The sequence below is a fragment of the uncultured Amphritea sp. genome (assembly GCF_937127095.1).
In the GTDB taxonomy this organism is placed as follows: Bacteria; Pseudomonadota; Gammaproteobacteria; order Pseudomonadales; family Balneatricaceae; genus Amphritea.
The window spans coordinates 1-22904 of record NZ_CAKZLP010000005.1; the positions used below are offsets into that span (position 1 = coordinate 1).

Genomic DNA, 22904 nt, shown 5'->3' on the forward strand with positions numbered 1-22904 from the left:
GGATGACCTTGCCGTTAGTCCGTACAGCTCCGGTACCACCGGGGCACCCAAGGGCTGCATGCACACTCACCGGTCGGTGATGGCGACAGCCGTGCACCGGGTATTCTGGAATCTGTCCACTCCGGATAGTGTTCAGCTATCCACGCTGCCGTTCTTCCACGTAACCGGCATGACTGGCTCCATGAACGGTCCCATATTCTGCGGTGCCACTTCTGTCATCATGACCCGTTGGGACAGAACCACAGCGGCACGTTTGATTGAGCGTTACAAGGTCACCGGCTGGACCAATATCGTCACTATGGCGGTGGATTTTCTGTCAAACCCGGAGCTGGGTAGCTACGACATCAGCAGCCTGAACATGATCGGGGGTGGTGGTGCCGCGATGCCTGTTGCGGTGGCGGAAAAGCTCAAAAAGCTGACAGGCCTTGATTACATCGAAGGATACGGTTTGTCTGAAACCATGGCAGCTACCCACATCAACCCCGGTAACAACCCTAAACCGCAATGCCTGGGGATTCCGGTATTTGATGTTGACAGCCGGATTATCGATGTCGACACACTTGAAGAAAAAGGCGTGGGAGAAACCGGCGAGATCGTTTCCTGCGGGCCTCAGGTCACTCTGGGCTACTGGAATCGACCCGTGGATACCGAGGCCTCGTTCGTCGAAATCGATGGTAAGCGTTTCTTCCGCACCGGCGATCTGGGTTACTACGATGAGGAGGGCTATTTCTTCATGGTCGACCGGCTCAAGCGCATGATCAACGCCTCGGGATTCAAGGTCTGGCCTGCCGAGGTGGAGTCCATCATGTATGGCCACCCGGCGGTGGCCGAAGCCTGTGTGGTGGGTGTGCCGGACGCCAAGCGCGGCGAGACCGCGGGCGCTGACGTCTCCCGGGAAGGTGTACAGCGCGACCTGCTGCCGCTGATTGAAGGCAGCACCGTATCGACCAAATACGGCATGATCAAAACTGACCATATACTGTTTATCGCCTCCGGCGCGTTCCATCTGTCGAAACCATCCGACCTGATTCCGGAACTTCAGGGCCGTCTGCCGATCCGGGTGGAACTGAAAGCACTGACACCGGACGATTTCCGCCGTATTCTCACCGAGCCAAACGCCTCACTGACCGAGCAGTATCGCGCGCTGCTGGCGACTGAAGGCGTCACCGTTGAGTATACTCAGGATGGTATCGACCGGATCGCCGAACTGGCCTTTCAGGTGAATGAAAAAACCGAGAATATCGGTGCCCGTCGCCTGCACACCATGATGGAACGACTGCTGGAAGAGATCTCGTTTACCGCAGCTGACAACGCGGGCCTGACCATCAATGTCGACCGCGCCTATGTTGACCGCTATCTGGCAGAACTAAGCCAGGATGAAGATCTGAGCCACTATATCCTTTAACCCTACCCATGTGGCGGAGCCTCAACTCCGCCAGCGGAGTCTGTTATGGCTGCACCACTTCCAAAAGATATTAAGCTTCACGCAAAATCGAAAACCCTCGAACTGATTTACAGTGACCAGGAGCATTATGAGCTGACCGCTGAGTATCTGCGGGTTCACTCGCCGTCTGCTGAAGTTCGTGGTCACGGCATTGGCAACGGCACACTGCAGACAGGCAAGCAACTGGTGGGTATTAAAGGGCTGGAGCCGACGGGAAACTATGCCCTGAAAATCATCTTTGATGATGGCCATGACAGCGGTCTGTTCACCTGGGAATATCTCTACGATCTCGGTCGCAATTACGAGACTTACTGGAACCGTTACCTTGCGGCACTTGCAGACGCAGGCAAAACCCGGCACGGTAATATGATCGCCAAAGGATAAACCGCTTTGTCAGCGGCTGTTTTGCGCTGAAAGCAGCATTTTGTTTAGCCAGATCAGTTGATGATGCAAGAGTAAAGACAATTGCCTGTGGCAAAGGTAGAATGCGGCAACGCGAATTATGCAGATTACAGGTTTCCCATGACAGACCAGAAAGCATCTCAGGACAACACCCATTTCGGCTTCGAGCAGGTAAAAGTCGATGAAAAACAGGCGAAAGTTGCCGACGTTTTTCACTCGGTTGCCAGCAAATACGACATCATGAACGATCTGATGTCCGGGGGTATCCACCGTATCTGGAAACGCCTGACCATCGAACAGAGTGGCGTCCGTCGCGGCAATACTGTATTGGATATTGCCGGCGGCACCGGTGACCTGACAATGCGTTTTTCCCGGCTAGTGGGTTCTGAGGGCAAGGTTGTGCTCGCGGATATCAACGACTCCATGCTCAAAGTAGGCCGGGATCGTCTGATGGATCGCGGTATCACCGGCAACGTCGAGTTTGTCCAGGCCAACGCGGAAGCACTGCCTTTTCCCGACAACACCTTCGACTGCATCACCATCGCCTTTGGTCTGCGCAACGTCACCTACAAAGAGAAAGCACTGGCGTCAATGGCGCGGGTGCTTAAGCCTGGTGGTAAAGTGATGGTGCTGGAGTTTTCCAAAACCAACAACCCACTGCTAACCAAAGCCTACGATATCTACTCATTTAATCTGCTGCCAAAAATTGGCAAACTGATCGCCGGTGATGAGGACAGCTATCGCTATCTGGCTGAATCGATCCGTATGCATCCGGATCAGGAAACCCTTAAAGGGATGATGGAAGACGCGGGCCTGACCCAGTGTAAATTCCAGAACATGACCGGCGGTGTCGTTGCCCTGCACACCGGTATCAAACCCTGATCTGTTATGACTATCGAAACGCTCAACGCAACACTGCTGACACTCGCCGAAGCCACGCTGAACCGGCTGCTGCTTCTCAGCCCTGAAACCGTTGATCAACTGTCTCAACTGGACGGCAAAGTCATTGCTATCCGGCTTACCTCCCCTGCGGTATCCCTGTCAGTCCAGCCCGGTTCTTCCGGTCTACAGATCGATCTGATGCAGCGTGACGATGCCGATGTCACCCTGAGCGGCAGCGGCAGTGATTTTTTCCGTTTGCTAAGCGCAGCAGAAAGCAGCGATGCGATGTTTGGCAAAACCATCAAGGTCTCCGGCGATAACACGCTGGCAACCCGCTTCAGCCAGATACTGGTGGATGCCGCACTGGACTGGGAAGGGGCTCTGGCCCAGATCATCGGCGATCTGCCGGCCCACGAGCTGGGCCGCTTACTGAAGTGGAAAGCCGCATTTTATCTGCACAGCGGTAACAGCCTGATGCGGAGTCTGGAAGAGTATCTCAAAGAGGAGCTACAGCTGCTGCCAAGCCGCCCGGAACTGAACAGGTTTTCCAGCCAGGTTGACCAGCTGCGCCAGGAAACTGAGCGGGCAGCCGCCCGGATCGAACGACTGCGACAGAGGATCGAACGCGCTTAAGCAGCGAGTTAAAAAGGCTTAACTATCACAAAGATCAAAATCGGTATAAAGATCAGCAGCGGCAGCTCATTAAACAACCGGAAGTAACGCCCGCTGTTATCGAGAGTACCGGCACGCAGCCGCTTCAGATAGTTAAAACACCAGAAGTGATAACCGATCAGAAATCCGACGAACAATAACTTAGCATGCAGCCAGGCGCCGGAAAACCCGTAACCAAACCAGAGCCATAACCCCAGTCCCAGCGTAAACAGCGCCATGATCGACATGAAGCCATACAACTTACCGGCCATAATCTCCAGCCGGGCAACATCCTGACCCGCCGCACGCCCTTCAACATAATGCACAAAAATACGTGGCAGGTAGAAGATACCTGCCATCCAGCTGGTCATCGCCAGTACATGAAATACCTTAACCCACAACATTGTCGAGATTCCTTATCGCGGCTCAGATAGCCTGTGTCTCAATTCGTAACTGTTCACCCAGTTCAACTAACAGGTTGTCACCGGGATTGACCGCACCGACACCTGCCGGAGTACCGGTGAGCACCACATCCCCCGGCAGCAGCGTAAAATAATGACTCATATAGGCAATCAGCGGCACTACCTTATTGAGCATATGACTGCTGTTACCGTTCTGGCGTAGCTGCCCATTAACCGTCAGACGGATCTGCTGAGCCTGCAGATCACCCACAGCGACCGGCTCAAGAAACGCAGATAAAGGACAGGCACCATCAAACCCTTTGGACTTCTCCCAGGGATGCCCCTGATCTTTCAGCTTGCTCTGCACATCCCGCAGGGTCAGGTCCAGGGCGACGCCAACCCCGGCCAGCGCAGCTTCAACTTCAGCATGGGTAGCATTTTTCAGTGTCTGACCGATCAATATTGCCATCTCTGTTTCGAAATGAACCGAGCCAAAATCCACCGGCACGGTAAATGCGTCAGCCAGCGGTACAATCGCCGTCGAAGGTTTGATAAACAGCATCGGCGTGGTTGGCACTGGATTGTTCAGCTCGGCCGCATGGTCGGCATAGTTACGCCCGACACACACCACTTTACCCACCGGCAGGTTCGCGGCGGTGCCATCTACATACTGATGCTTATACTGCATAATTAATGCTCCATACCCTTAGGGAGTCGGTGAACAGATCGAACGGTCTGATATACGCAAAGCCGTTTTCAGAAGATCGTTAAATTAAAGGAGTGGATATCTCCTCTCTCAATGGGCTTTGATCATACCCCTGGCGCTCAGCGAGCTCAATGCCAGAGCCAGTGACAAAGTCACCAGCAGCACCATCACCGACCCCAGCACAACCCCATCCCAGCCGAGCCATTGCCAGAAAGGATCAAGATAAAATCCACCGCTACTGGCGCCCAGATAATAAAACACCAGATAAAGCGAAGACGCGCTGGCACGGGCATGGGTCGCCTGATGACTCACCCAGCTACTGGCACTGGAGTGCGCAAAGAAGAAACCAAAACTGTTGATAAAGAAGCCCAGCACAATCAGCGGAAGCTCGCTGCTCAGGGTTACCAGGCTGCCGCAGATCAGAATAATAATTCCCGCCCTGATGCAGTTGAGCTGACCGTATCGCTGCGCCAAACGGCCGGAAAGCGTCGATCCCACCGTCCCGGTCAGATAGGTGAGAAACAGCAACCCAATCCATACCGGACTGAGGTGGTAAGGCGCTTCCGACAAGACAAAAGTGATATAGCTGTACTGATTGATAAAGATAAAAAAGTTCAACCCACCGATCAGATACACCAGCAACAGCAACGGATTACGCAGATGATCACCCAGCCGGGATAACATCGTCGGCAGATTCAAAGGCTGCGGTGAAAACTGCCGTGATGCCGGCAACAACCACCAGAACAACAGCAAGCCGAAACAGCTACCGACCCCCATCACCAGAAACAGGTCAGCCCAGCCCAGCCATTCGCCGACAAAGCCGCCGATCAAACGACCGGAGATACCACCCAGCGAGTTACCGCTGATATACAGACCAACGGCCAGCATCATCGCTTTACGTGAATACTCATCGCCCATATAGGCGATCGCAATGGCCGGTAATCCACCGAGAAACAACCCTTGCAACCCGCGCAACAGCACCAGCGTGGCAAAACTGTCGGCCCGGGACAGCAGCAATGTGCAGAGACACACACCGGCCATACTCAGCAGCATCAACGAGCGGCGCCCCACGGCATCCGATAGCGGACCATAAAACAACAGAGACAGACCCAGCATCAGCGTCGTCACCGTAAAAGACCAGCTAACCTCCAGCGTAGTAAGTGCAAACTCCCGCTGTAGCTCAGGCAGAATAGGCTGGGTTACATAAACATTGGCAAAAATCATAAACGAGCCGATACACAACGCAATCGTAGCCCGCCAGAACGCTTTACTACCCGATTCAATCATTACAGCACTCTCAAAAAAGATGCCGTAAGCGTAGCAGCCGCCAAAAAATCACAGAAATATATTAATATGATGATATTGATAATTAAATGTGATGATATATTCAGCTATTCTCACTCATTCATGCTCACCGGCCTTTTAAACAGGTAACTCCATGGATATACGCTCGCTGCGCTGTTTCCAAACCGTTGCCCGGGAAGCTAACTTCACCCGGGCAGCGGAACAACTGCATCTGGCACAGCCCGCTGTCAGCATGTCCATTAAGCGGCTGGAGGAACAGCTGGGGCTGACGCTCTTCCATCGTAATGAACGCCGCATCACCCTCACCGATGAGGGGGAGCGACTGCTGCGCCATGCCGACAAAATACTTCAGGCGGTTGCCGATGCCGAGCTGGAGATGCAGGAGCTGACCGGCCTGACCCGGGGACAGGTCAGAGTCGGTATACCGAGCATGCTCGGGTCTTATTACCTGCCTGAACTACTCATGGGGTTTCGCCACAGCTATGAGGGTTTGCAGCTCTCCGTCGTCGAAGGCGGAACCACCCATATCCGCCGGCTGATTGTAAAAGGCGATCTGGATATCGGCATCGTCGTCGATGGCGGCGAATCAGATGAGCTTGAACGGGTTCACCTGATGCAGGTGGAAACCCTCGCCTGTGTCAGCCCGGACCACCCACTGGCACAGCAGACAAGCATCAGCTACGAGGCTTTTCTGGATGAAGAGCTGGTGCTGTTCAAAGAGGGATTTTTTCATCGACAGGTGACCGAACAACTGGCCAAAAACTACCGTGTCACGCCGAAAATATCCTTTGAAACCAATCTTATTCCGCTGATTCAATCAGTGGTACGTCACGGTTTTGGCATCTCGGCCCTGCTCCGCCCCGCCATCGATGATGCCCGAGATCTGGTCGGCATCCCCTTTGATGAACCCCTGCTGTTTAACCTGAGCATCGCCTGGCGTAAGCAGAGTTATCTGTCCAGAGCCAACAAAGCCTTTGTCGACTACCTGCTGGAGCACTCACCGACAACGCCAAACAGGTGACAATTTCGCCAAAGATATCTACTATAGCGCTCCCATTTATAGGAGTAATACAATGCTGACCGTGAACGAATACTTTGATGGTGCGGTAAAATCTATCGGCTTTGAAAATGCGGAAGGCAAAGTAACTTCCGGCGTTATGGCCGCTGGCGAATATGAGTTTGGTACCTCTGAAGATGAACTGATGAAAGTTGTCAGTGGTGAATTGGTTGTCAAACTGCCCGGCAGTGATACGTGGCAGTCGTTCCCGACAGGCACGGAGTTCAAGGTTGCTGCCAATCAGAAGTTCCAGCTGCAGGTGGCGAAGCCCACTGCATACCTGTGCTTCTACGGCTGATCGACCCGGCAATCTCAAAACATGAATCCAAATCACTATTTTTCCCATAAGTTGATTTGGATTCATCTTTGATTGAATAAAAATCCACCAAATACCCCTTCCGGGCCACACCCTTTTAGCACAACACTGTGTTAACATAGCGCCCTTTCTTTTACCGGCTAATCCGGAGATGCCTGCCACACACAGAAGCATCGCCACTTTAAAAAGAGATCCATACCATGAGCCAAGATACCTCTCTGGAAAAAAGCAAGATCAAGATTCTGCTGCTGGAGGGCGTGCACCAGTCAGCACTGGATACCCTGAATGCGCACGGCTACACCAACATTGAATACCTGACCGGTTCTCTGCCGGAAGCAGAGCTGTTAGAACGAGTCAAAGATGTTCACTTCATCGGTATCCGTTCCCGCACCCAGCTGACCGAAGAGGTATTTGAAGCCGCTGACAAACTGGTTGCTGTGGGCTGTTTCTGTATCGGCACCAATCAGGTAAACCTGGCCGCAGCCACCATGCGCGGTGTCGCGGTTTTCAACGCACCCTACTCGAACACCCGTTCAGTTGCTGAACTGGTGATCGCCGAAGCGATTATCCTGCTGCGCGGCGTCGCCGAGAAGAATGCTAAAGCACACCGGGGTGAATGGCAGAAAACCGCCAAGAACTCTTATGAGATTCGCGGCAAGAAGCTGGGTATTGTGGGCTACGGCAGCATCGGTTCGCAGCTGAGCGTCATTGCTGAGTCGCTGGGCATGTATGTTTACTTCTATGACATTGTCACCAAACTACCTCTGGGTAACGCAACTCAGTTGGGCTCCCTTAAAGAGCTGCTGAACACCTGCGACATCGTCTCTTTGCACGTGCCTGAAACACCGGCGACCAAAGATATGATGGGCGCTTCCCAGTTTGCTGAGATGAAGCAGGATTCTATCTTCATCAACGCCGCACGTGGCACCGTGGTGGTCATCGATGAGCTATGCAAAGCACTGGCTGACAAGCGCCTGCTGGGAGCTGCTATTGACGTTTTCCCGGTTGAACCACGCACCAATGAAGATGAGTTCATCTCACCGCTACGTGAATTCGACAATGTAATCCTGACCCCACACGTTGGCGGATCAACTCTGGAAGCCCAGGAAAACATCGGCTACGAAGTGTCTGAAAAGCTGATCAAGTACAGCGACAACGGTTCCTCTATTACGTCGGTTAACTTCCCTGAAGTATCGCTGCCTGAGCATGCTGATGTTCACCGCCTGTTGCATGTTCACGAGAACATTCCGGGTGTGATGAGTTCAATCAACAGCGTCTTTTCTGAGAACGATATCAACATCACCGGCCAGTACCTGCAGACCAATGAGAAAGTCGGTTACGTGGTTATTGATGTCAACGCAGATACATCAGAGGTTGCACTGGAAAAACTGAAGCAGGTAAAAGGCACTATCCGTTGCCGCCGCCTGTTCTGATCGCTTAAGTGTGAAAAAAGGCAGCCTTGAGCTGCCTTTTTTATTGCCCTGATAGTTCAGTTTGCGGATTAATCATCTCCTCTATCAGTCGGAACACCTGCAGTCGGATAGAGGCATCTTCATTTACCAGATGGTGGCGGGCTTTCTGTAACAGCTTAATCTCCAGCCCCGGATAGAGTCGTCCGATCACTCCGAGATTGTGTCGCCACTCGACAGTTTCATCCTCAACTCCCTGAATACACAGCGGCTGAGTCGGTAAACTATCGGACTGTTCCACCTCCTTTATCCAGCGCAGCATCGCGCCGATCCAGCGCACTGGAATCTTGTGATGCTGTAACGGATCACGGTAGCGGACAAAATCCAGAAAAGTCTGATCCGCAGAGCTTAGGCCATAACTCCTCGATACCGAGCGCAATAGAAAACGTAACCAGCGATATTGACTGCTAATCTGCTGCCAGCCACAGGGACGCACCAACGGTGCCAGAAACACCTGACTCTGCACCGGCCAGTCGCGATAGCCAAACTTTAGCTGTTGCTCTATCAGGATCGCCGCGCCAGTGCTCTGACCCAGCATAGTCCAGGGAGCTTTAAGCCGGTCCTGGCGACTATTCAGCAGTTCGGTCAGTTGTCGGGCATAGGTTTCAAAATTGTCGATAGAGAGCGGCGCCCCCTGTGAAAGGCCATGCCCTGGCAGATCATAGATCAGCACATCCCAGCCGATCTCCAGCAGATAGGAGATCAGATGACCGTACAGACCACTGTGGTCAAAATAACCATGCAGCACCACCACGGTACCGCGGCTGTCATTACGGCAACAATAGTGCTGCACAAACAGACTACACCCCAGCACCGTTTGCCGGGAGGCAAACAGCTTATGCCCTGCATTAAGCACCGGGTTTAACTGATAAAAGCTCAGATATTCTTCCAGCATCTCACTGCTACTGACACCATCTTCCTGATTATAGAGAGGAAGTGCGTTGCGTAGCGATGAGACATTCAGGGCGCTTCTGGTAAAGACATGTCGACTATTAATTTTATATTCTTCCCTCGATTTATTCTCACCCAATTTTAGTACTATTCTGGTTAAAGTCCATGCATCGCCAGAGACTCTAAAAGACAAAACCTAGCTGTTTAAATCACGCTTTGAAGCCGACAATTTAAGATCACTTATCAATCAATAAAACTTTATATTTTATAAATCTTCGTAAAAGAGATCTCTTTGCACATATAACAAAAGATGAAAAGCACTTATTAAAAACGTTATTTGAAGCAGAATTACCTTTTCTTATATCAAAATAAACACAGGAAATATTTTTATCAACCAACTCATTCTTAATCGCAGACAGCAACTGCAAGCCTAACCCCTTCCCTCTCAACTCTCTATTCACTCCTACATGGTAGATATACGATTGAGGCTTAACGAATACACGAATAAATATATAATTGGTCAAAAACCGAACAACTCCGACACTATAACCATAGAACCTTATAAATTTCCCTAACGACTCGTCATAGGGCCCTGTTCCATTCAAATAGTATTTAAGAGAACCCACTGCGGCCCCTTTATGCCGTATAAAATAAATACGATCCCAATTAATATTATCCAAGCAGAAAGAGGTTTGGTTTTCTTTATTACCAAAAATCCACGTTTTAACGTTAAGATCACTTGATGCCAGACGCAACTCAGTATCGGATGGGCAATCATTTTCAGCTATCTTATAGCAGTAAGTTTCAAGGCTTTTCATAAATTCAAAACACTTATATCAGGTCCACAACGTTAACAACCTAAATGCACACTAAGAAAAACAATCCCCCATAAAAAACCGATCTTCATTGGCCCGGCAAACACTATACGAAGACTCTCTTAACATCAAATAACTCCGACACCCGAAAAGTCGAGAACCAGGAGCACGCACAGACCCATTGCACCTAAGACTGACCGATAAACGGGTTGTCTTTCAAACATGATTAACACATAAACCCTGCTTACCCTAAAGTCCAGAAAAGGGGGAACTGCAGCACGACCACAGGATTGACATAGGTACTGTTTGCTACAATACCTGCATCTGCTTGTCCCTTTTCTACCACTGCGTACCAGAGAGAATCGTCAAACGCGATGGGTTGCATACATTTAGCTCAGGCGACAACTTATTACTTGTGCAACAGTAATTGGCGTATATAGTTAACCTCATTACCTCAGGGCACGATCTATGCGACTGTTATTTATATTTCTGCTTCTCTTCAGCCTTTACGCGCGAGCCGAATCTCCCGATCTCAATGCTGAGCTGACACGCCTGCAGAGTCAGCTTCAGCAATTTGAAAAAAACCCTGAAAACCCTCTTAACCTGGTGTATCAGCAGACCGCCCAGTATATTCAGGAGGTCATCAGCCAACGACAGCAAGTGCGGGATCTGCGGGTAGAGATTGAAGCCCAGCCTCTGCAGCTGGAGCAGGCACGCAACAGAGCGCCGCAGCAGAGTTCTGAACTACCCGAAACCCTGCCACCGGAAGCCGAACTGCAACCGCTGCTGATCAAGGTAAAAGCAGGCCTGATCGACCTGGAAAAGTTTCAGGATGAACGGCAACAAACCATTCGTGACAGCGACAAGTTACTGCTGAGTAAACGGGAAAAACAGTCCTCTCTGCAGCAACAACTTAACAGCACTCTCAGTTCAACCCCTGCGACTCCGCCGACAACTGATCTGCAGAAGGCCAGAGAGCAGCTGCGTATGTATCAGCAAATGGCGATGGAAGCCGCTCTGGAGGTGACCGAACTGGAAATTCTGGTGCTGCCCGGCCGCACCGAACTGGCATCGCTGAACCTGAGTAACCTGCAAACGCAGATTCAAAATTACAAAGCCTGGATCAACACAGCCGAAGAGCGTCTGCAGCAGCAGAGCAGGGCCTCAGCTGAAAAAACCCTGAGTCAGTTAGAATCGGCAGACACCGACAACAACCCGGTATTGCAACAGGCTTTCAACCGGAATAATGAGACTGCCGATATTATCCGCCAGGGCCTCGCTGAAACAGAGCAAACCGTCCAGCAACGCAAACAGCTGGAACAGCAGTTACAGATTATCCGCCAGACATACCAGGCGATCCAGTTACAGCTCGAACTGGGGATTGGCTATACCGGTTCTGAGATTCGTAAACATATCCAGCAACTACCCAAAAACCTTAAATCTGACAACACCCGAAACCGTCTTAAAGCGCTGCGACTCAGTCAGCTCACCCTGAGCCAGCCGACACCCCAGACCGAAGCGGCGGGCTTAACCGAGCCGCAGAACAGCAAACTGGCCCAGCTTAACCAAAGCCAGTCAGAGCTGATCTCTGAACAACGCTCACTGCAGCAGAAACTGATCAGTGAACTATCGCAGTTACTGCTGGTGCAGGAGCAATTTAACGCTCAGATCGCCGACAGTAAGGCGTTGTTTAATAAACACCTGCTCTGGCTACCCAGCACGGAGCCGGTATCGGCAAAGTGGCCAGCGCAGGTTATCAATGGTTTCATCGCTTTGGGTAACGAGCTGCCCATGCTACTGCAACCCTATCTGACGGTCCTGACTGATAAAATTTTTATCCCCCTGATGGCGCTGATCATAGCGCTGCCGATAGCGCTATTCTGTCGTCGATACCTGAACAATCGTCAACCCATCTGGTGTAAAGAGATCGGCAATGTCAGTCTGGATCACATTAGTCACACCATTCGACCGTTACTCTACAACCCGCTGGTCGCACTGCCGATGCCTCTGTTTCTTTACGCGCTGGGCAGGCAGCTTGGCAACGATGAAACCTCAATTCAGAATATGTTCTATATTGTCGCGTTTATCAGCTGGCTTTACCTGACAGTAATGCGCTGGCTAAAACAGCCTGATGGACTGATACCCGGCCAGTTCGGCCTGCCGGAACAAGCCGCACAAAAGCTACGCAAGCGACTGCGCTGGCTATTCTGGATCAATACACCCGCTATCGGTTGTCTGTTTATCCTCGATCAGAGTAGTAATGAAACCATTACTGCAGGCCCGATGCGCTTTATTCTGCTGTTGATAACAATGGGTTTCGCCCTGTTCTGGATCAGCCTGTGGCGAGCGACGCCGCAACAGACCAATCAAGGCCAGCGGCAGCGCTTCTGGAGCAATATCAGTGTCTGGATTGGCTTTATCATCGCCTTCAACCTGGCGATGGCCGGGCTGATTATCTGGGGTTACATACTCTCTGCCGGTATTCTCATCGGCATGATGTTTCTGCTGGTCTGCATTACCATTCTGGCCTATCTCATCTTCCATCTGGGACGGCGCTGGCTGTTGATCGAAGAGCGTAAACTCTACTTTACCCAGGCGCTGGCGCGCCGGGCGGAGATCATCTCTGCACGGGAGGAACAAAAAGATGTACCGCCGGTGAAAGAGAATTTTGTCGATCTGCAAACCATCTCTGAACAGGGCAATATGCTGTTAAAAACAGTCACTGCGCTGATTTTTTTCACCCTGGCATGGTTTACCCTGGGCTGGATCCTGCCCGCACTCGATGCGCTCGATACGATAACCCTCTGGTCTACCGGCAGCGGCGATACCGGAGTGCTCAGTTTCATCACCCTGAAACAGATCATTTTTGCCCTCGCCGCTCTGAGTGTCACCTTTATTGCGGCGCGTAATCTGCCAGGGCTGTTCGAGCTGCTGGTACTCAACTATCTGCCGCTGGCACCGGGCACCAGTTATGCCATCTCCACCCTGCTGAAGTACTGTCTGTACATTACCGGTCTGATCAGTTTTCTTAACTTCCTCGGTCTGGAATGGGGCAAACTGCAGTGGCTGGTCGCCGCACTGGGTGTCGGCCTCGGTTTCGGCCTGCAGGAGATCGTCGCCAACTTTGTCTCCGGCCTGATCATCCTGTTCGAAAAACCGGTGCGCATCGGCGATACCGTCACCATCGGCGGCGTCACCGGCAATGTCAGCCGCATCCAGATCCGCGCAACCACCATTACCGACTGGGACCGCAAAGAGGTTATTATTCCTAATAAAACCTTTATCACCGACCAACTGATCAACTGGTCGCTGACCGATGCGATCACCCGAATCGTGATTCCGGTGGGTGTTGCCTATGGCTCAGATACTGAGCTGGTGACAAAACTATTGCTACGTGCAGCAGCGGAGAACAAGAATGTTCTCTCAGATCCGGTACCGATGGCGTTCTTCCTGGCGTTCGGCAACAGTACCCTGGACTTCGAACTGCGCGCCCATATCAGCGCGATGGATAAGCGTAACCAGGCGATTCACGAACTACATGGCAGCATCGACAAAATGTTCCGCGAACACAATATCGAGATCGCCTTCCCACAGATGGACCTGCATCTGCGCAGCAATGACACAGGCAAGCCTGTGGATAAAGGTGATGACGAGTAAATACTGCATGACAGGGATAAAAGGAAATAACAGATGAGTGAAAACCTCAACCGAAAATTATTACATCAATGCCAGATAGCGGTTCGCTGGGGCGATATGGATGCTTACGGCCATGTCAACAATGCCCTCTATATGCGCTATCTGGAAGAGGCCCGGGTGCAGTGCCTGGCCTCAATTGGTGCAACCATGGATGGTAAAGGTACTGACCCGGTGATCATCAATGTGGGCTGTACGTTTCTCCGTCCGGTGACCTATCCGGCGACTCTGATCATTAAAAGTTATGTCGGTGAGATCGGCCGCAGCAGCTTTATGACCTGGTATGAACTCAGCACCACAGAGAGTCCTGATCTGATCTGTACTGAGGGCTATTCCAAAGTCGTCTGGATGGATCATAACACTGGCCGCTCGGTGCCGTTGCCGGATATAATCCGCGAAAATATTTCTTAATCCGTCAAAAGGAGATTTACGCGTATGAATGAAGTTGCTCAGCAGCAAAAGGACAAAGGCGGTAATGCAAAGCTTATCTACATCCTCTATCTGGCAAGCCTGGTTTTTGGGATCACAGGATTAGTCGGATTGATCATGGCCTATATTAACAAAGACGATGCATCCGACTGGCTGAAAACACACTATCAATGGCAGATCCGCACCTTCTGGATGGGACTCCTGTATACCGTCATCGGCCTTATCACCACATCCATCCTGATCGGCTTCCTGATTCTGCTGCTGAACCTGATCTGGTTTATCATTCGTTGTGTCAAAGGCCTCAGTGCACTGGAAAAACAACAGCCACTGCCACAGCCGACCAGCTGGTTTCTCTGATAGACAGGCGCCGTTGCTGCAATAACAAAAGCTGCCCCGTGCAGCTTTTTCTTTGCCCGAAAAGGATCGTTTCCGCAGTCCTGAACATCTATTCCACAATGTGAAATGAATACCTGCACCAAACCACCTGCAGGCTTCATACTTTAGCATTGCTCAGGGGCGACAGCGCTTGCAAAGTGCGATATTGTTGCAACGCACAAGCCACACTACCGGCAGCGCTGATAGGAGCCACCGGATTGCGGCATACAAAAAAAAGACCTGGTCTGGTTGCCTCGCGCCGGATTCGGGACGATTACAATGAGGCAGTACCTTATGAGTCAACGGATACAAACAGGCGGCCTGCAGGTTGCTGAAACGCTGTATAACTTTATTAACCAGCAGGTTATTCCGGGCACCGGTGTAACCGAAGAGCAGTTCTGGTCTGGTCTGGATGCGGTTGTTCACGATCTGGCACCGAAAAACCGCGCACTGCTGGCAAAGCGCGACGCGATTCAGGAGCAGATAGACAGCTGGCACCGCGAAAACCGCGCCAACGGTTTCGACTTCGCTGCCTATAAGTCTTTCCTGCAGGAGATCGGCTATCTGCTGCCAGAGGGTGAAGACTTCTCTGCTACCACCAGCAACGTTGACCCGGAAATGGCCACCATGGCGGGCCCACAGCTGGTGGTGCCGGTCATGAACGCCCGTTTCGCTCTGAACGCGGCGAATGCCCGCTGGGGTAGCCTGTACGATGCACTGTACGGCACCGACGCAATCGCAGAAGCCGACGGCGCAGAGATTACTGCAGGCTACAACCCGGTGCGCGGCGCTAAAGTGATCGAATTTGCCCGCAATGTCCTCAATGAAGCGGCACCGCTGACCACTGGCTGCCACAAAGACTCCGTGCGTTACAGCATCCATGACGGCAAACTGGTGGTGACTCTCACCGATGGCAGCGAAACCGGTCTGCAGGATGAATCTCAGCTGGTCGGCTACCTCGGTGATATCAGCGCCCCCGACTCTATCCTGCTGAAACACAACGGTCTGCACCTGGATGTTAAAGTCGACCGCAGCAGCCAGATCGGCTCAACCGATGCTGCCGGTATCAGCGACATCATCGTGGAAGCCGCGCTGACCGCGATTATGGACTGTGAAGATTCAGTCGCTGCGGTTGATGCAGACGATAAAGTGGTTGCCTACAAAAACTGGCTGGGCCTGATGAAGGGCGACCTCACCGAAGAGGTGACCAAAGCTGGCAAAACCTTCACCCGCCGCATGAACCCTGACCGTAAATACACCGGCGTGGATGGCTCTGAAGTCAGTCTGAAAGGCCGCAGCCTGATGTTTGTCCGCAACGTCGGCCATCTGATGACCAATAACGCCATTCTCGACAAAGAGGGCAACGAGATCCCAGAGGGTATCCTCGACGGTATGGTCACCAGCCTGATCTCAGTACACGATGTTAAAGGCAATGGTCAGTTCAGTAACACCACCACCGGCTCCATGTATATCGTTAAACCGAAGATGCACGGACCGGAAGAGGTCGCCTTCGCTAACGAACTGTTTGGCCGTATCGAAGATGTCCTGGGGCTGGAGCGCTTCACCCTGAAAATGGGCATCATGGACGAAGAGCGTCGCACCACCGTCAACCTGAAAGAGTGTATCCGCGCCGCGAAAGACCGCGTAGTCTTCATCAATACCGGTTTCCTTGATCGCACCGGTGATGAGATCCACACCTCAATGGAAGCAGGCCCGATGATCCGCAAGGGCGACATGAAAGCCGCCGCCTGGATCGGTGCCTATGAAGACTGGAACGTGGATAACGGTCTGGCCTGTGGCCTGCAGGGCCGTGCACAAATAGGTAAAGGTATGTGGGCGATCCCGGATCAGATGGCGAACATGCTGAGCGCCAAGATCGCTCATCCACTGTCTGGCGCGAACACCGCCTGGGTGCCATCACCAACGGCTGCGGCACTGCACGCACTGCACTATCACAAGGTCGATGTATTCGCCCGGCAGGAAGAGCTGAAAAGCCGCACCCGTGCGAGCCTGGACGACATTCTGACCATACCGGTTGCTACCAATCCTAACTGGTCTGCAGACGAGATTCAGAACGAACTGGATAACAACGCTCAGGGCCTCCTGGGTTACGTGGTGCGTTGGATCGATGACGGCATTGGCTGCTCCAAAGTGCCAGACATCAACAATGTCGGCCTGATGGAAGACCGTGCCACCCTGCGGATCTCCAGCCAGCATATCACCAACTGGCTCTATCACGGCATCTGCTCTGAAGCACAGGTAATGGAAACCCTGCAGCGGATGGCTGCGGTGGTTGATCGCCAGAACGCCTCCGATCCTGGCTATCGCCCAATGGCACCCAACTTCGATGACAGTGTCGCCTTCCAGGCAGCACTGGAGCTGGTGCTTCAGGGACGTGTGCAGCCAAACGGTTACACCGAGCCCGTGCTGCACCGCCGCCGTCTGGAAGCTAAAGCCAAATTTGGCGTCTAAGTTTTTGGGACATAAGCTTTAACGATTAAAACCGCGCACTGCGCGGTTTTTTTTTGTGCCGCCTAGACGGCATAACAGAGCACTGTACCTATTGAGTCTGATCTCTCTTGAGGCTTATTCCTGTTGAATCGTTGGTACTGACGGCGGTAACGATTAAACTCTCTTAATGAACCCATATTGATGAGCCCTAATTGATAAGCCCTAATTAATGGCACCAAATCGATGCTGCAGAAGATGATGTAACTGATGACACCGCCCTTAACCGACTTTATCGCTCAGCACCCCCGGCTGTTTATCCTCACCGGCGCAGGCTGCAGCACCCAATCCGGAATCCCCGATTACCGGGACCATAACGGCCAGTGGAAACGCCAGCCACCGGTACAGCACCGTGACTTTCTCACCCGCCACGCCACCCGGCAGCGGTTCTGGGCGCGCAGTCTGGTCGGCTGGCCACTGATGGCCAATGCCCGCCCCAACGGCGTGCATAACAGCCTGCAGCTGTTAGAAGAGAAGGGCTACTGTCGCCAGTTGGTCACCCAGAACGTTGACCGGCTGCATCAGCAGGCGGGTCAGCAGCGGGTGATCGACCTGCATGGCCGCTCAGATCAGGTGATCTGCATGGACTGCCAACAGCTGCATGAGCGCAACACCATCCACCAGCAGATGGCCGCTGAGAATCCGGAATACGCCCACTACAGCGCCAGCGCCGCCCCCGATGGCGATGCCGATCTGGAAGGCATCGACTTCAGCCAATTCAGGGTGACCGATTGCCCCGCCTGTGGCGGTATGCTCAAGCCCAATGTGGTGTTCTTCGGCGATAATGTACCGAAAGAGCGGGTATTCACGGCCCTCGACAGTCTGCAACAGTCCGATGCACTACTGGTGGTGGGCTCCTCACTGATGGTGTATTCCGGCTTCCGCTTCTGTAAACAGGCGGTTAAGCTGAATATCCCCATTGCCGCTATCACCCACGGTAAAACCCGCGCCGATGAGCTGCTCACGCTCAAGCTGGATGGCGATATCAGCGAGTTTCTTATCCCCGCTGCTGCTGCACTCATCCCTTTAGCTTAACGACGCTGATATAAAGACAGACGGAGGAGTCTCTGGTCAGAGAACAGCCTTTCGGGGCAGCGATAATGTCCCGGATCAGGTATACTGACGGCCAATTAAATTCTTATCCCGAGTACACCGTGTCTGATACCTCTTTTGCCTCCCTGAACCTCCCCCCCGCTATGCTCAGCAACCTGGCTGATCTTGGCTACAACGAGATGACGCCGATCCAGGCGGGCAGTCTGCCCCATGTGCTGGCCGATAAAGATATTATCGCCAAAGCCAAAACCGGCAGCGGCAAAACCGCCGCCTTTGCCATCGGCTTGTTGTTAAAGATTAATCAACGGGATTTCGGCACTCAGGCACTGGTACTCTGCCCCACCCGCGAGCTCAGCACCCAGGTCGCTCAGGAGATTCGCCGTCTTGCACGGTTTAAAGACAACCTCAAGCTGGTGATTCTCTGCGGTGGACAATCCGTCGGACCGCAGATCGGTTCACTGGAGCATGGTGCGCATATCATCGTCGGCACCCCCGGCCGGATTCAAGACCTGATCCGCAAAGGCAAGCTGGACCTGTCCCGCTGCAACACCGTGGTGCTGGATGAAGCCGACCGGATGCTGGATATGGGTTTTTATGAGCAGATCGAAGGGGTGATCAACAATACCCCGAAACAGCGCCAGACCCTGCTGTTCTCTGCCACCTACCCCGAAGGGATTAAAAAGCTCAGCGCCGACCTGCAGGTTGACCCTGTTGAGGTCACTGTGGAAGCGGTACACAGCACCAGCCAGATCGAGCAATCGTTCTACGCCCTGGAACAGACCAAAAAACCGGATGCGCTGGCACGGATTCTCAGCCACTTCAGCCCGGAATCCACGGTGATCTTCTGCAACACCAAAGACCAGTGCCGTGAAGTGTCAGAGCACCTGCGTAACCTGGGCTACTTCGCCGCCGCCCTGCACGGTGATCTGGAACAGCGCGACCGTGATCAGGTGCTGGTGCAGTTCGCCAACCGCAGCAACACCATTCTGATCGCCACCGATGTCGCCGCCCGCGGGCTGGATATCAGCGATCTGTCGCTGGTGATCAACTACGACCTGCCCCGTGATCCGGAGATCTATGTGCACCGTATCGGCCGTACCGGCCGGGCGGGCAAAGAGGGCATGGCGATCAGCCTCTACCGCGATTCTGAAGACTATAAGCTGGAAACCATCAGTGAATACCTGTCGCAGACCCTGGAAACCAAATCCCTCAGCAGCCTGAAAAAAACCAGCTCAGAGGAACCGGTTAAGCCCGTAATGCGAACTCTCTGCATCGCCGGTGGTCGAAAAGATAAGATACGTCCCGGCGACATCCTTGGCGCACTGACCGGTGAAGCGGGCATTGATGGCAGCGCAGTCGGCAAAATCGACATCTATGACTATGCTGCCTACGTGGCCGTGAAACGGGATGAAGCCCGTAAAGCCCACAGTCGACTGGTGGATGGCAAGATCAAAGGCCGTCGTTTTAAAGTGAGAATGTTGTAAAAACGTTTTACTGTCTTAAGTAAGGTATTTTAATATGGCTGTAGCATCGGCACGGCATATTCTGGTGAAGACCAAAGCTGAGGCCGACAAGCTGAAGCAACAACTGGAGAAAGGGGAGGACTTTGCCCGTCTGGCAAAAAAACACTCTCTGTGTAACTCTGCCAAACGGGGTGGTGATCTGGGTGAGTTCCGGCCCGGCACTATGGTGAAAGCGTTCGACGATGTGGTTTTCCGTAAGAAAGTATTGGAGATCCACGGACCGGTGAAAACGAAGTTTGGTTTTCATCTTATTCAGACCCTCTATCGCACCTAGGCTAACGCCGCGATACACGTCGCCAACTTACGGAGGTAGTTCCTATGAAACCGGCCAAAAAACAGAAACAACACCCCAAGTTTATCGAAGCGATGCAGAAACTCTCTGCCATGAATGAAGATGAACGCCTCTCCGACGAGAACAAAGACCTGTTTGACCAGGCGATAGCCTATGCGCCGCTGGAAGCGCAGCCGGCGTTGATGGCGATACAGAGGAAATACGCGGAAGTGCATTAGTTTTAAGAGCGGAGACGTAGCTCGACGTCGCTTCGCGACTTGCTCGTAGTTCGTTGCTCGAAAAAGCGTAAGATCAAAAGATTAAAGAGAGCCGATGGGCTCTCTTTTTTGTTATAAAGAAGGGCCGTGATAAATAGCTGCTTAAGAAGGAGCTCCTTCAATGAAACGCCCTAAATGACCAAGATATAAAAATTGTATTGATCTATTTTATTCTGGATAACAGCCTACTCATCTCACCTTGTAGTAACTCTAATTCTTTTTCAAGATTTTCTTGCTTATCTATTAGCTCGACTATTGATAAACTTCTCTCCTTTGTATCCTCGTATTTTTCTTTAATATAGCTAGATACTCTAAGGTTGAATTTCTTTGACGCTATCTCTTCAACATTGGCACGATAAGAGTTCATTCCTCTGCTATCTCGTGCATCGTAATTGCTCACTACGGATGCAATGTAGCCCTCGGTTAAAATATTTCGTTTTTTTTGGGACTCATAACTGTGACTAGACTTGATAAATAGTACATCTTCACAAGAGCCTGGATTACTGAGTACGAGTATATTTGCCGAAATCCCTGTTCCTGGAAATAAATTTGGGGGTAATGAAATAACTGCATGTATATGACCAGCCTCTATCAATTTTTGCCGTATTTTACCTTCAGCACCAGCACGAAAAAGAACTCCATCAGAAACTATTACCGCTGCTTTGCCTCCCTCCTTTAGTGAATATAAGGTATGTAAGACAAATGCAAAATCTGCATTAGAGGCAGGAGGGATGCCAAATTCAAAACGGTGATGAATATCATGTAACGGCTGAAAATCACCTCTACACCAATTTTTCATTGAAAAGGGAGGGTCCGCTAGGACAATATCAAACTTTTCAAGATCTCCATGTGAGTCTAATGAACCTGGGTTAGTAATAACATCACCTGAGTACAATTCAGCATTAGAGATGCCATGAATAAGTAGATTTAGCTTTGCAATAACTAAAGAGCTAACACTAAGCTCTTGTCCAACAAACTTACAGGTGTCGGTTCTTCCGCCATTCTTTTCTATAAAATCAGCTGCTTTGGTCAGAAAGCCACCAGATCCGCATACTGGATCATATATGCTCATACCCTGCTGCGGTTTAAGCAAATTAATAATTAAGTCAGCTACTGAGTTAGGGCTATAGAATTCACCTGCTTTTTTGCCACTAAAATCAGAGTAGGACTCAACTAAAAATAAAAAACATTTCTGAAAAAACTTTGGGTCTACATTGAAAGCAGAATCAAAATCGTTAGAAGCTAGCCGATCACAAATTTCTTGAACGAATTTCACCCACTCTGGATGGCTAGATCGATCGATCAATAAATGATCAACAGACATGCCAATTCCTTCCAGACTAGAATTTCTCAGTTCAAGATCCTTTATTAAGTTGCCGATAAACAGGGGCAGAGAATATTTTTCAACAGCACATAACGTATTAAAATCGCATTCCTCAGGTATGTCGTAGTATCCATGATTAGAAGTAGAGGAGAGAAACCTAAGAAAGAATAATACTAAAACGATGTCACGAGTTTCGGATACATCCAGGCCCCTAGATCTTTGAAGGTCATGGACAAACGTAGACAACTTAAAATACAAACTGTGGCTATTAGTTTTCTCCATTGCTATCTCCGCTTTTATCTAAGATTGATCTACAGGCGCTCTCAACTAGCATTTCTCCGTTAATTAGCATCTCTGACAGAATAAATTTCTGTTTATTCCAGTTCCGATACAGCTCAACAATAGCATCTTGAGTTGAAGTGTCAGGCAGAGGGAATTGAAAAGAAGTTAATTGTGCACTATTAATTTTTGGCACTGTTGTTCCTGTGTTCAAAGAAGCTAACTTTGCTCGCCCTAATGTAGAATTGAAGTACCAAAGCAGGTACTCTAGATTAACTTTGTTAGAGACTGATCTGATAATAGCAACCTGATTCGTTGTAGTAACAACATCACCCGTCATTGACTTAAAGATACACATCTCATAACGGCTACCTCTGAGAGGAAGTAATAAATCATTATCAATAACCCGGACCTTGAGTTTTTCTTTATCGATATTTGCGAATGATAACGAGCTAGACTCAAGGGTACCCTCGTGAATATCTCTTATTTGCACAAGTTTGATACCACTTGCGTTATCAGACGCTTCCGCCTTACCACGGAAGGTCTGACCCAGCTTTATCTCAGCGATATCAGATAATTGAACTAGCATTCTCATTACCTTATTCTGATGTATTAGAAAATTTTATCTTAAATATTCAATACTATTTTATAACTGACTTTCTCAATCCCATTATCTACTTCACTTGAGTAATCAATGCTTACATTAGTTGTCATAACTATACATAACAAGAGCTTCGCGAAAACTTTGGCGCTAGCCCGCATTTTTCATGAATATATTCTGACAGCGGATGCCCTTCAGTATTCCCCGGCGAGTGCCGTAATTTCTCAAATT

The 22904-nt window shown here is 51.1% G+C and carries 22 protein-coding genes; 15 read left to right on the forward strand and 7 right to left on the reverse strand.

Features of this window, described 5'->3' with window-relative positions; genetic code table 11:
• The 4 genes from Q0499_RS00785 to Q0499_RS00800 form a co-directional block, all read left to right on the forward strand.
• On the forward strand, positions 1-1405 hold a 1405-nt coding region (locus tag Q0499_RS00785), incomplete at its 5' end, for an AMP-binding protein (RefSeq protein WP_299194831.1).
• Positions 1406-1450: 45 nt separating this feature from the next.
• A complete protein-coding gene (locus Q0499_RS00790) occupies positions 1451-1828 on the forward strand; it encodes a DUF971 domain-containing protein (RefSeq protein ID WP_299194834.1) in 378 nt (125 codons plus the stop codon).
• A gap of 138 nt (positions 1829-1966) precedes the next feature.
• The gene (gene ubiE, locus Q0499_RS00795; RefSeq protein WP_299194837.1) at positions 1967-2728 is read left to right on the forward strand and encodes a bifunctional demethylmenaquinone methyltransferase/2-methoxy-6-polyprenyl-1,4-benzoquinol methylase UbiE; all 762 of its coding nucleotides are present in this window, start codon (positions 1967-1969) and stop codon (positions 2726-2728) included.
• A gap of 6 nt (positions 2729-2734) precedes the next feature.
• Positions 2735-3361 (forward strand): SCP2 sterol-binding domain-containing protein, encoded by a 627-nt coding sequence (locus tag Q0499_RS00800; RefSeq protein ID WP_299194840.1) that lies wholly within the window; start codon positions 2735-2737, stop codon positions 3359-3361.
• An 8-nt stretch (positions 3362-3369) separates the two neighbouring features.
• On the opposite strand, the gene Q0499_RS00805 is transcribed toward Q0499_RS00800, so the two are convergent.
• The 3 genes from Q0499_RS00805 to Q0499_RS00815 form a co-directional block, all read right to left on the reverse strand.
• Complete coding sequence (locus tag Q0499_RS00805) at positions 3370-3783, reverse strand: CopD family protein (RefSeq protein ID WP_299194843.1); 414 nt, start codon at positions 3781-3783, stop codon at positions 3370-3372.
• 22 nt (positions 3784-3805) lie between these two features.
• Positions 3806-4468 (reverse strand): fumarylacetoacetate hydrolase family protein, encoded by a 663-nt coding sequence (locus tag Q0499_RS00810; protein WP_299194845.1) that lies wholly within the window; start codon positions 4466-4468, stop codon positions 3806-3808.
• Positions 4469-4576: 108 nt separating this feature from the next.
• Positions 4577-5773, reverse strand: a complete 1197-nt coding sequence (locus tag Q0499_RS00815) for an MFS transporter (RefSeq protein ID WP_299194847.1) — start codon at positions 5771-5773, stop codon at positions 4577-4579.
• Between the two features lie 151 nt (positions 5774-5924).
• Here Q0499_RS00815 and Q0499_RS00820 point away from each other — a divergent pair, with 151 nt between their 5' ends.
• The 3 genes from Q0499_RS00820 to serA all read left to right on the forward strand — a co-directional run bounded on the left by Q0499_RS00820 (position 5925) and on the right by serA (position 8597).
• Positions 5925-6812 carry a LysR family transcriptional regulator gene (locus tag Q0499_RS00820; RefSeq protein WP_299194850.1) on the forward strand — a complete coding sequence of 296 codons (888 nt, stop codon included), beginning with the start codon at positions 5925-5927 and terminating at the stop codon, positions 6810-6812.
• Positions 6813-6864: 52 nt separating this feature from the next.
• Entirely contained in the window at positions 6865-7146 is a 282-nt protein-coding gene (locus Q0499_RS00825) for a pyrimidine/purine nucleoside phosphorylase (protein ID WP_299194853.1), read from the forward strand.
• A gap of 218 nt (positions 7147-7364) precedes the next feature.
• Positions 7365-8597, forward strand: a complete 1233-nt coding sequence (gene serA, locus Q0499_RS00830; protein WP_299194857.1) for a phosphoglycerate dehydrogenase — start codon at positions 7365-7367, stop codon at positions 8595-8597.
• 40 nt (positions 8598-8637) lie between these two features.
• On the opposite strand, the gene Q0499_RS00835 is transcribed toward serA, so the two are convergent.
• Together Q0499_RS00835 and Q0499_RS00840 are read right to left on the reverse strand one after the other, a co-directional pair.
• Positions 8638-9663: an alpha/beta fold hydrolase gene (locus Q0499_RS00835; RefSeq protein ID WP_299194860.1), complete on the reverse strand. Its 1026-nt coding sequence runs from the start codon at positions 9661-9663 to the stop codon at positions 8638-8640.
• A 97-nt stretch (positions 9664-9760) separates the two neighbouring features.
• Entirely contained in the window at positions 9761-10342 is a 582-nt protein-coding gene (locus Q0499_RS00840; protein WP_299194863.1) for a GNAT family N-acetyltransferase, read from the reverse strand.
• A 465-nt stretch (positions 10343-10807) separates the two neighbouring features.
• Here Q0499_RS00840 and Q0499_RS00845 point away from each other — a divergent pair, with 465 nt between their 5' ends.
• From Q0499_RS00845 to Q0499_RS00880, 8 genes are all read left to right on the forward strand, one after another.
• Positions 10808-13996, forward strand: a complete 3189-nt coding sequence (locus Q0499_RS00845) for a mechanosensitive ion channel domain-containing protein (protein WP_299194866.1) — start codon at positions 10808-10810, stop codon at positions 13994-13996.
• Positions 13997-14029: 33 nt separating this feature from the next.
• Positions 14030-14443 carry a thioesterase family protein gene (locus Q0499_RS00850; RefSeq protein WP_299194869.1) on the forward strand — a complete coding sequence of 138 codons (414 nt, stop codon included), beginning with the start codon at positions 14030-14032 and terminating at the stop codon, positions 14441-14443.
• A 24-nt stretch (positions 14444-14467) separates the two neighbouring features.
• Complete coding sequence (locus Q0499_RS00855) at positions 14468-14818, forward strand: DUF4870 domain-containing protein (protein ID WP_299194872.1); 351 nt, start codon at positions 14468-14470, stop codon at positions 14816-14818.
• A 312-nt stretch (positions 14819-15130) separates the two neighbouring features.
• Complete coding sequence (locus Q0499_RS00860; protein WP_299194875.1) at positions 15131-17308, forward strand: malate synthase G; 2178 nt, start codon at positions 15131-15133, stop codon at positions 17306-17308.
• A 246-nt stretch (positions 17309-17554) separates the two neighbouring features.
• The gene (locus Q0499_RS00865; RefSeq protein WP_299194878.1) at positions 17555-18379 is read left to right on the forward strand and encodes an NAD-dependent protein deacetylase; all 825 of its coding nucleotides are present in this window, start codon (positions 17555-17557) and stop codon (positions 18377-18379) included.
• Between the two features lie 119 nt (positions 18380-18498).
• A complete protein-coding gene (gene dbpA, locus Q0499_RS00870) occupies positions 18499-19881 on the forward strand; it encodes an ATP-dependent RNA helicase DbpA (RefSeq protein WP_299194881.1) in 1383 nt (460 codons plus the stop codon).
• A gap of 34 nt (positions 19882-19915) precedes the next feature.
• Positions 19916-20194: a peptidylprolyl isomerase gene (locus Q0499_RS00875; RefSeq protein ID WP_205211959.1), complete on the forward strand. Its 279-nt coding sequence runs from the start codon at positions 19916-19918 to the stop codon at positions 20192-20194.
• A gap of 44 nt (positions 20195-20238) precedes the next feature.
• A complete protein-coding gene (locus Q0499_RS00880; protein WP_299194887.1) occupies positions 20239-20430 on the forward strand; it encodes a hypothetical protein in 192 nt (63 codons plus the stop codon).
• 202 nt (positions 20431-20632) lie between these two features.
• Here the strand turns inward: Q0499_RS00880 and Q0499_RS00885 are convergent, their stop codons facing one another.
• Both Q0499_RS00885 and Q0499_RS00890 read right to left on the reverse strand, forming a co-directional pair.
• On the reverse strand, positions 20633-22075 hold the full coding sequence (locus Q0499_RS00885; RefSeq protein WP_299194890.1) for an N-6 DNA methylase: 1443 nt from the start codon (positions 22073-22075) through the stop codon (positions 20633-20635).
• Positions 22062-22661, reverse strand: a complete 600-nt coding sequence (locus tag Q0499_RS00890) for a restriction endonuclease subunit S (RefSeq protein WP_299194893.1) — start codon at positions 22659-22661, stop codon at positions 22062-22064. The genes Q0499_RS00885 and Q0499_RS00890 overlap by 14 nt, the downstream gene beginning before the upstream one ends.
• Positions 22662-22904 lie beyond the last annotated feature (243 nt).

Coding starts and splice junctions, on each gene's coding strand:
- Q0499_RS00805 (WP_299194843.1), bottom strand. CDS start 3,783: ATGTTGTGGGTTAAGGTATTTCATGTACTGGCGATGACCAGCTGGATG.
- Q0499_RS00800 (WP_299194840.1), top strand. CDS start 2,735: ATGACTATCGAAACGCTCAACGCAACACTGCTGACACTCGCCGAAGCC.
- Q0499_RS00850 (WP_299194869.1), top strand. CDS start 14,030: ATGAGTGAAAACCTCAACCGAAAATTATTACATCAATGCCAGATAGCG.
- Q0499_RS00875 (WP_205211959.1), top strand. CDS start 19,916: ATGGCTGTAGCATCGGCACGGCATATTCTGGTGAAGACCAAAGCTGAG.
- serA (WP_299194857.1), top strand. CDS start 7,365: ATGAGCCAAGATACCTCTCTGGAAAAAAGCAAGATCAAGATTCTGCTG.
- ubiE (WP_299194837.1), top strand. CDS start 1,967: ATGACAGACCAGAAAGCATCTCAGGACAACACCCATTTCGGCTTCGAG.
- Q0499_RS00865 (WP_299194878.1), top strand. CDS start 17,555: ATGACACCGCCCTTAACCGACTTTATCGCTCAGCACCCCCGGCTGTTT.
- Q0499_RS00845 (WP_299194866.1), top strand. CDS start 10,808: ATGCGACTGTTATTTATATTTCTGCTTCTCTTCAGCCTTTACGCGCGA.
- Q0499_RS00790 (WP_299194834.1), top strand. CDS start 1,451: ATGGCTGCACCACTTCCAAAAGATATTAAGCTTCACGCAAAATCGAAA.
- Q0499_RS00840 (WP_299194863.1), bottom strand. CDS start 10,342: ATGAAAAGCCTTGAAACTTACTGCTATAAGATAGCTGAAAATGATTGC.
- Q0499_RS00825 (WP_299194853.1), top strand. CDS start 6,865: ATGCTGACCGTGAACGAATACTTTGATGGTGCGGTAAAATCTATCGGC.
- Q0499_RS00820 (WP_299194850.1), top strand. CDS start 5,925: ATGGATATACGCTCGCTGCGCTGTTTCCAAACCGTTGCCCGGGAAGCT.
- Q0499_RS00890 (WP_299194893.1), bottom strand. CDS start 22,661: ATGCTAGTTCAATTATCTGATATCGCTGAGATAAAGCTGGGTCAGACC.
- Q0499_RS00860 (WP_299194875.1), top strand. CDS start 15,131: ATGAGTCAACGGATACAAACAGGCGGCCTGCAGGTTGCTGAAACGCTG.
- Q0499_RS00815 (WP_299194847.1), bottom strand. CDS start 5,773: ATGATTGAATCGGGTAGTAAAGCGTTCTGGCGGGCTACGATTGCGTTG.
- Q0499_RS00810 (WP_299194845.1), bottom strand. CDS start 4,468: ATGCAGTATAAGCATCAGTATGTAGATGGCACCGCCGCGAACCTGCCG.
- Q0499_RS00885 (WP_299194890.1), bottom strand. CDS start 22,075: ATGGAGAAAACTAATAGCCACAGTTTGTATTTTAAGTTGTCTACGTTT.
- Q0499_RS00880 (WP_299194887.1), top strand. CDS start 20,239: ATGAAACCGGCCAAAAAACAGAAACAACACCCCAAGTTTATCGAAGCG.
- Q0499_RS00855 (WP_299194872.1), top strand. CDS start 14,468: ATGAATGAAGTTGCTCAGCAGCAAAAGGACAAAGGCGGTAATGCAAAG.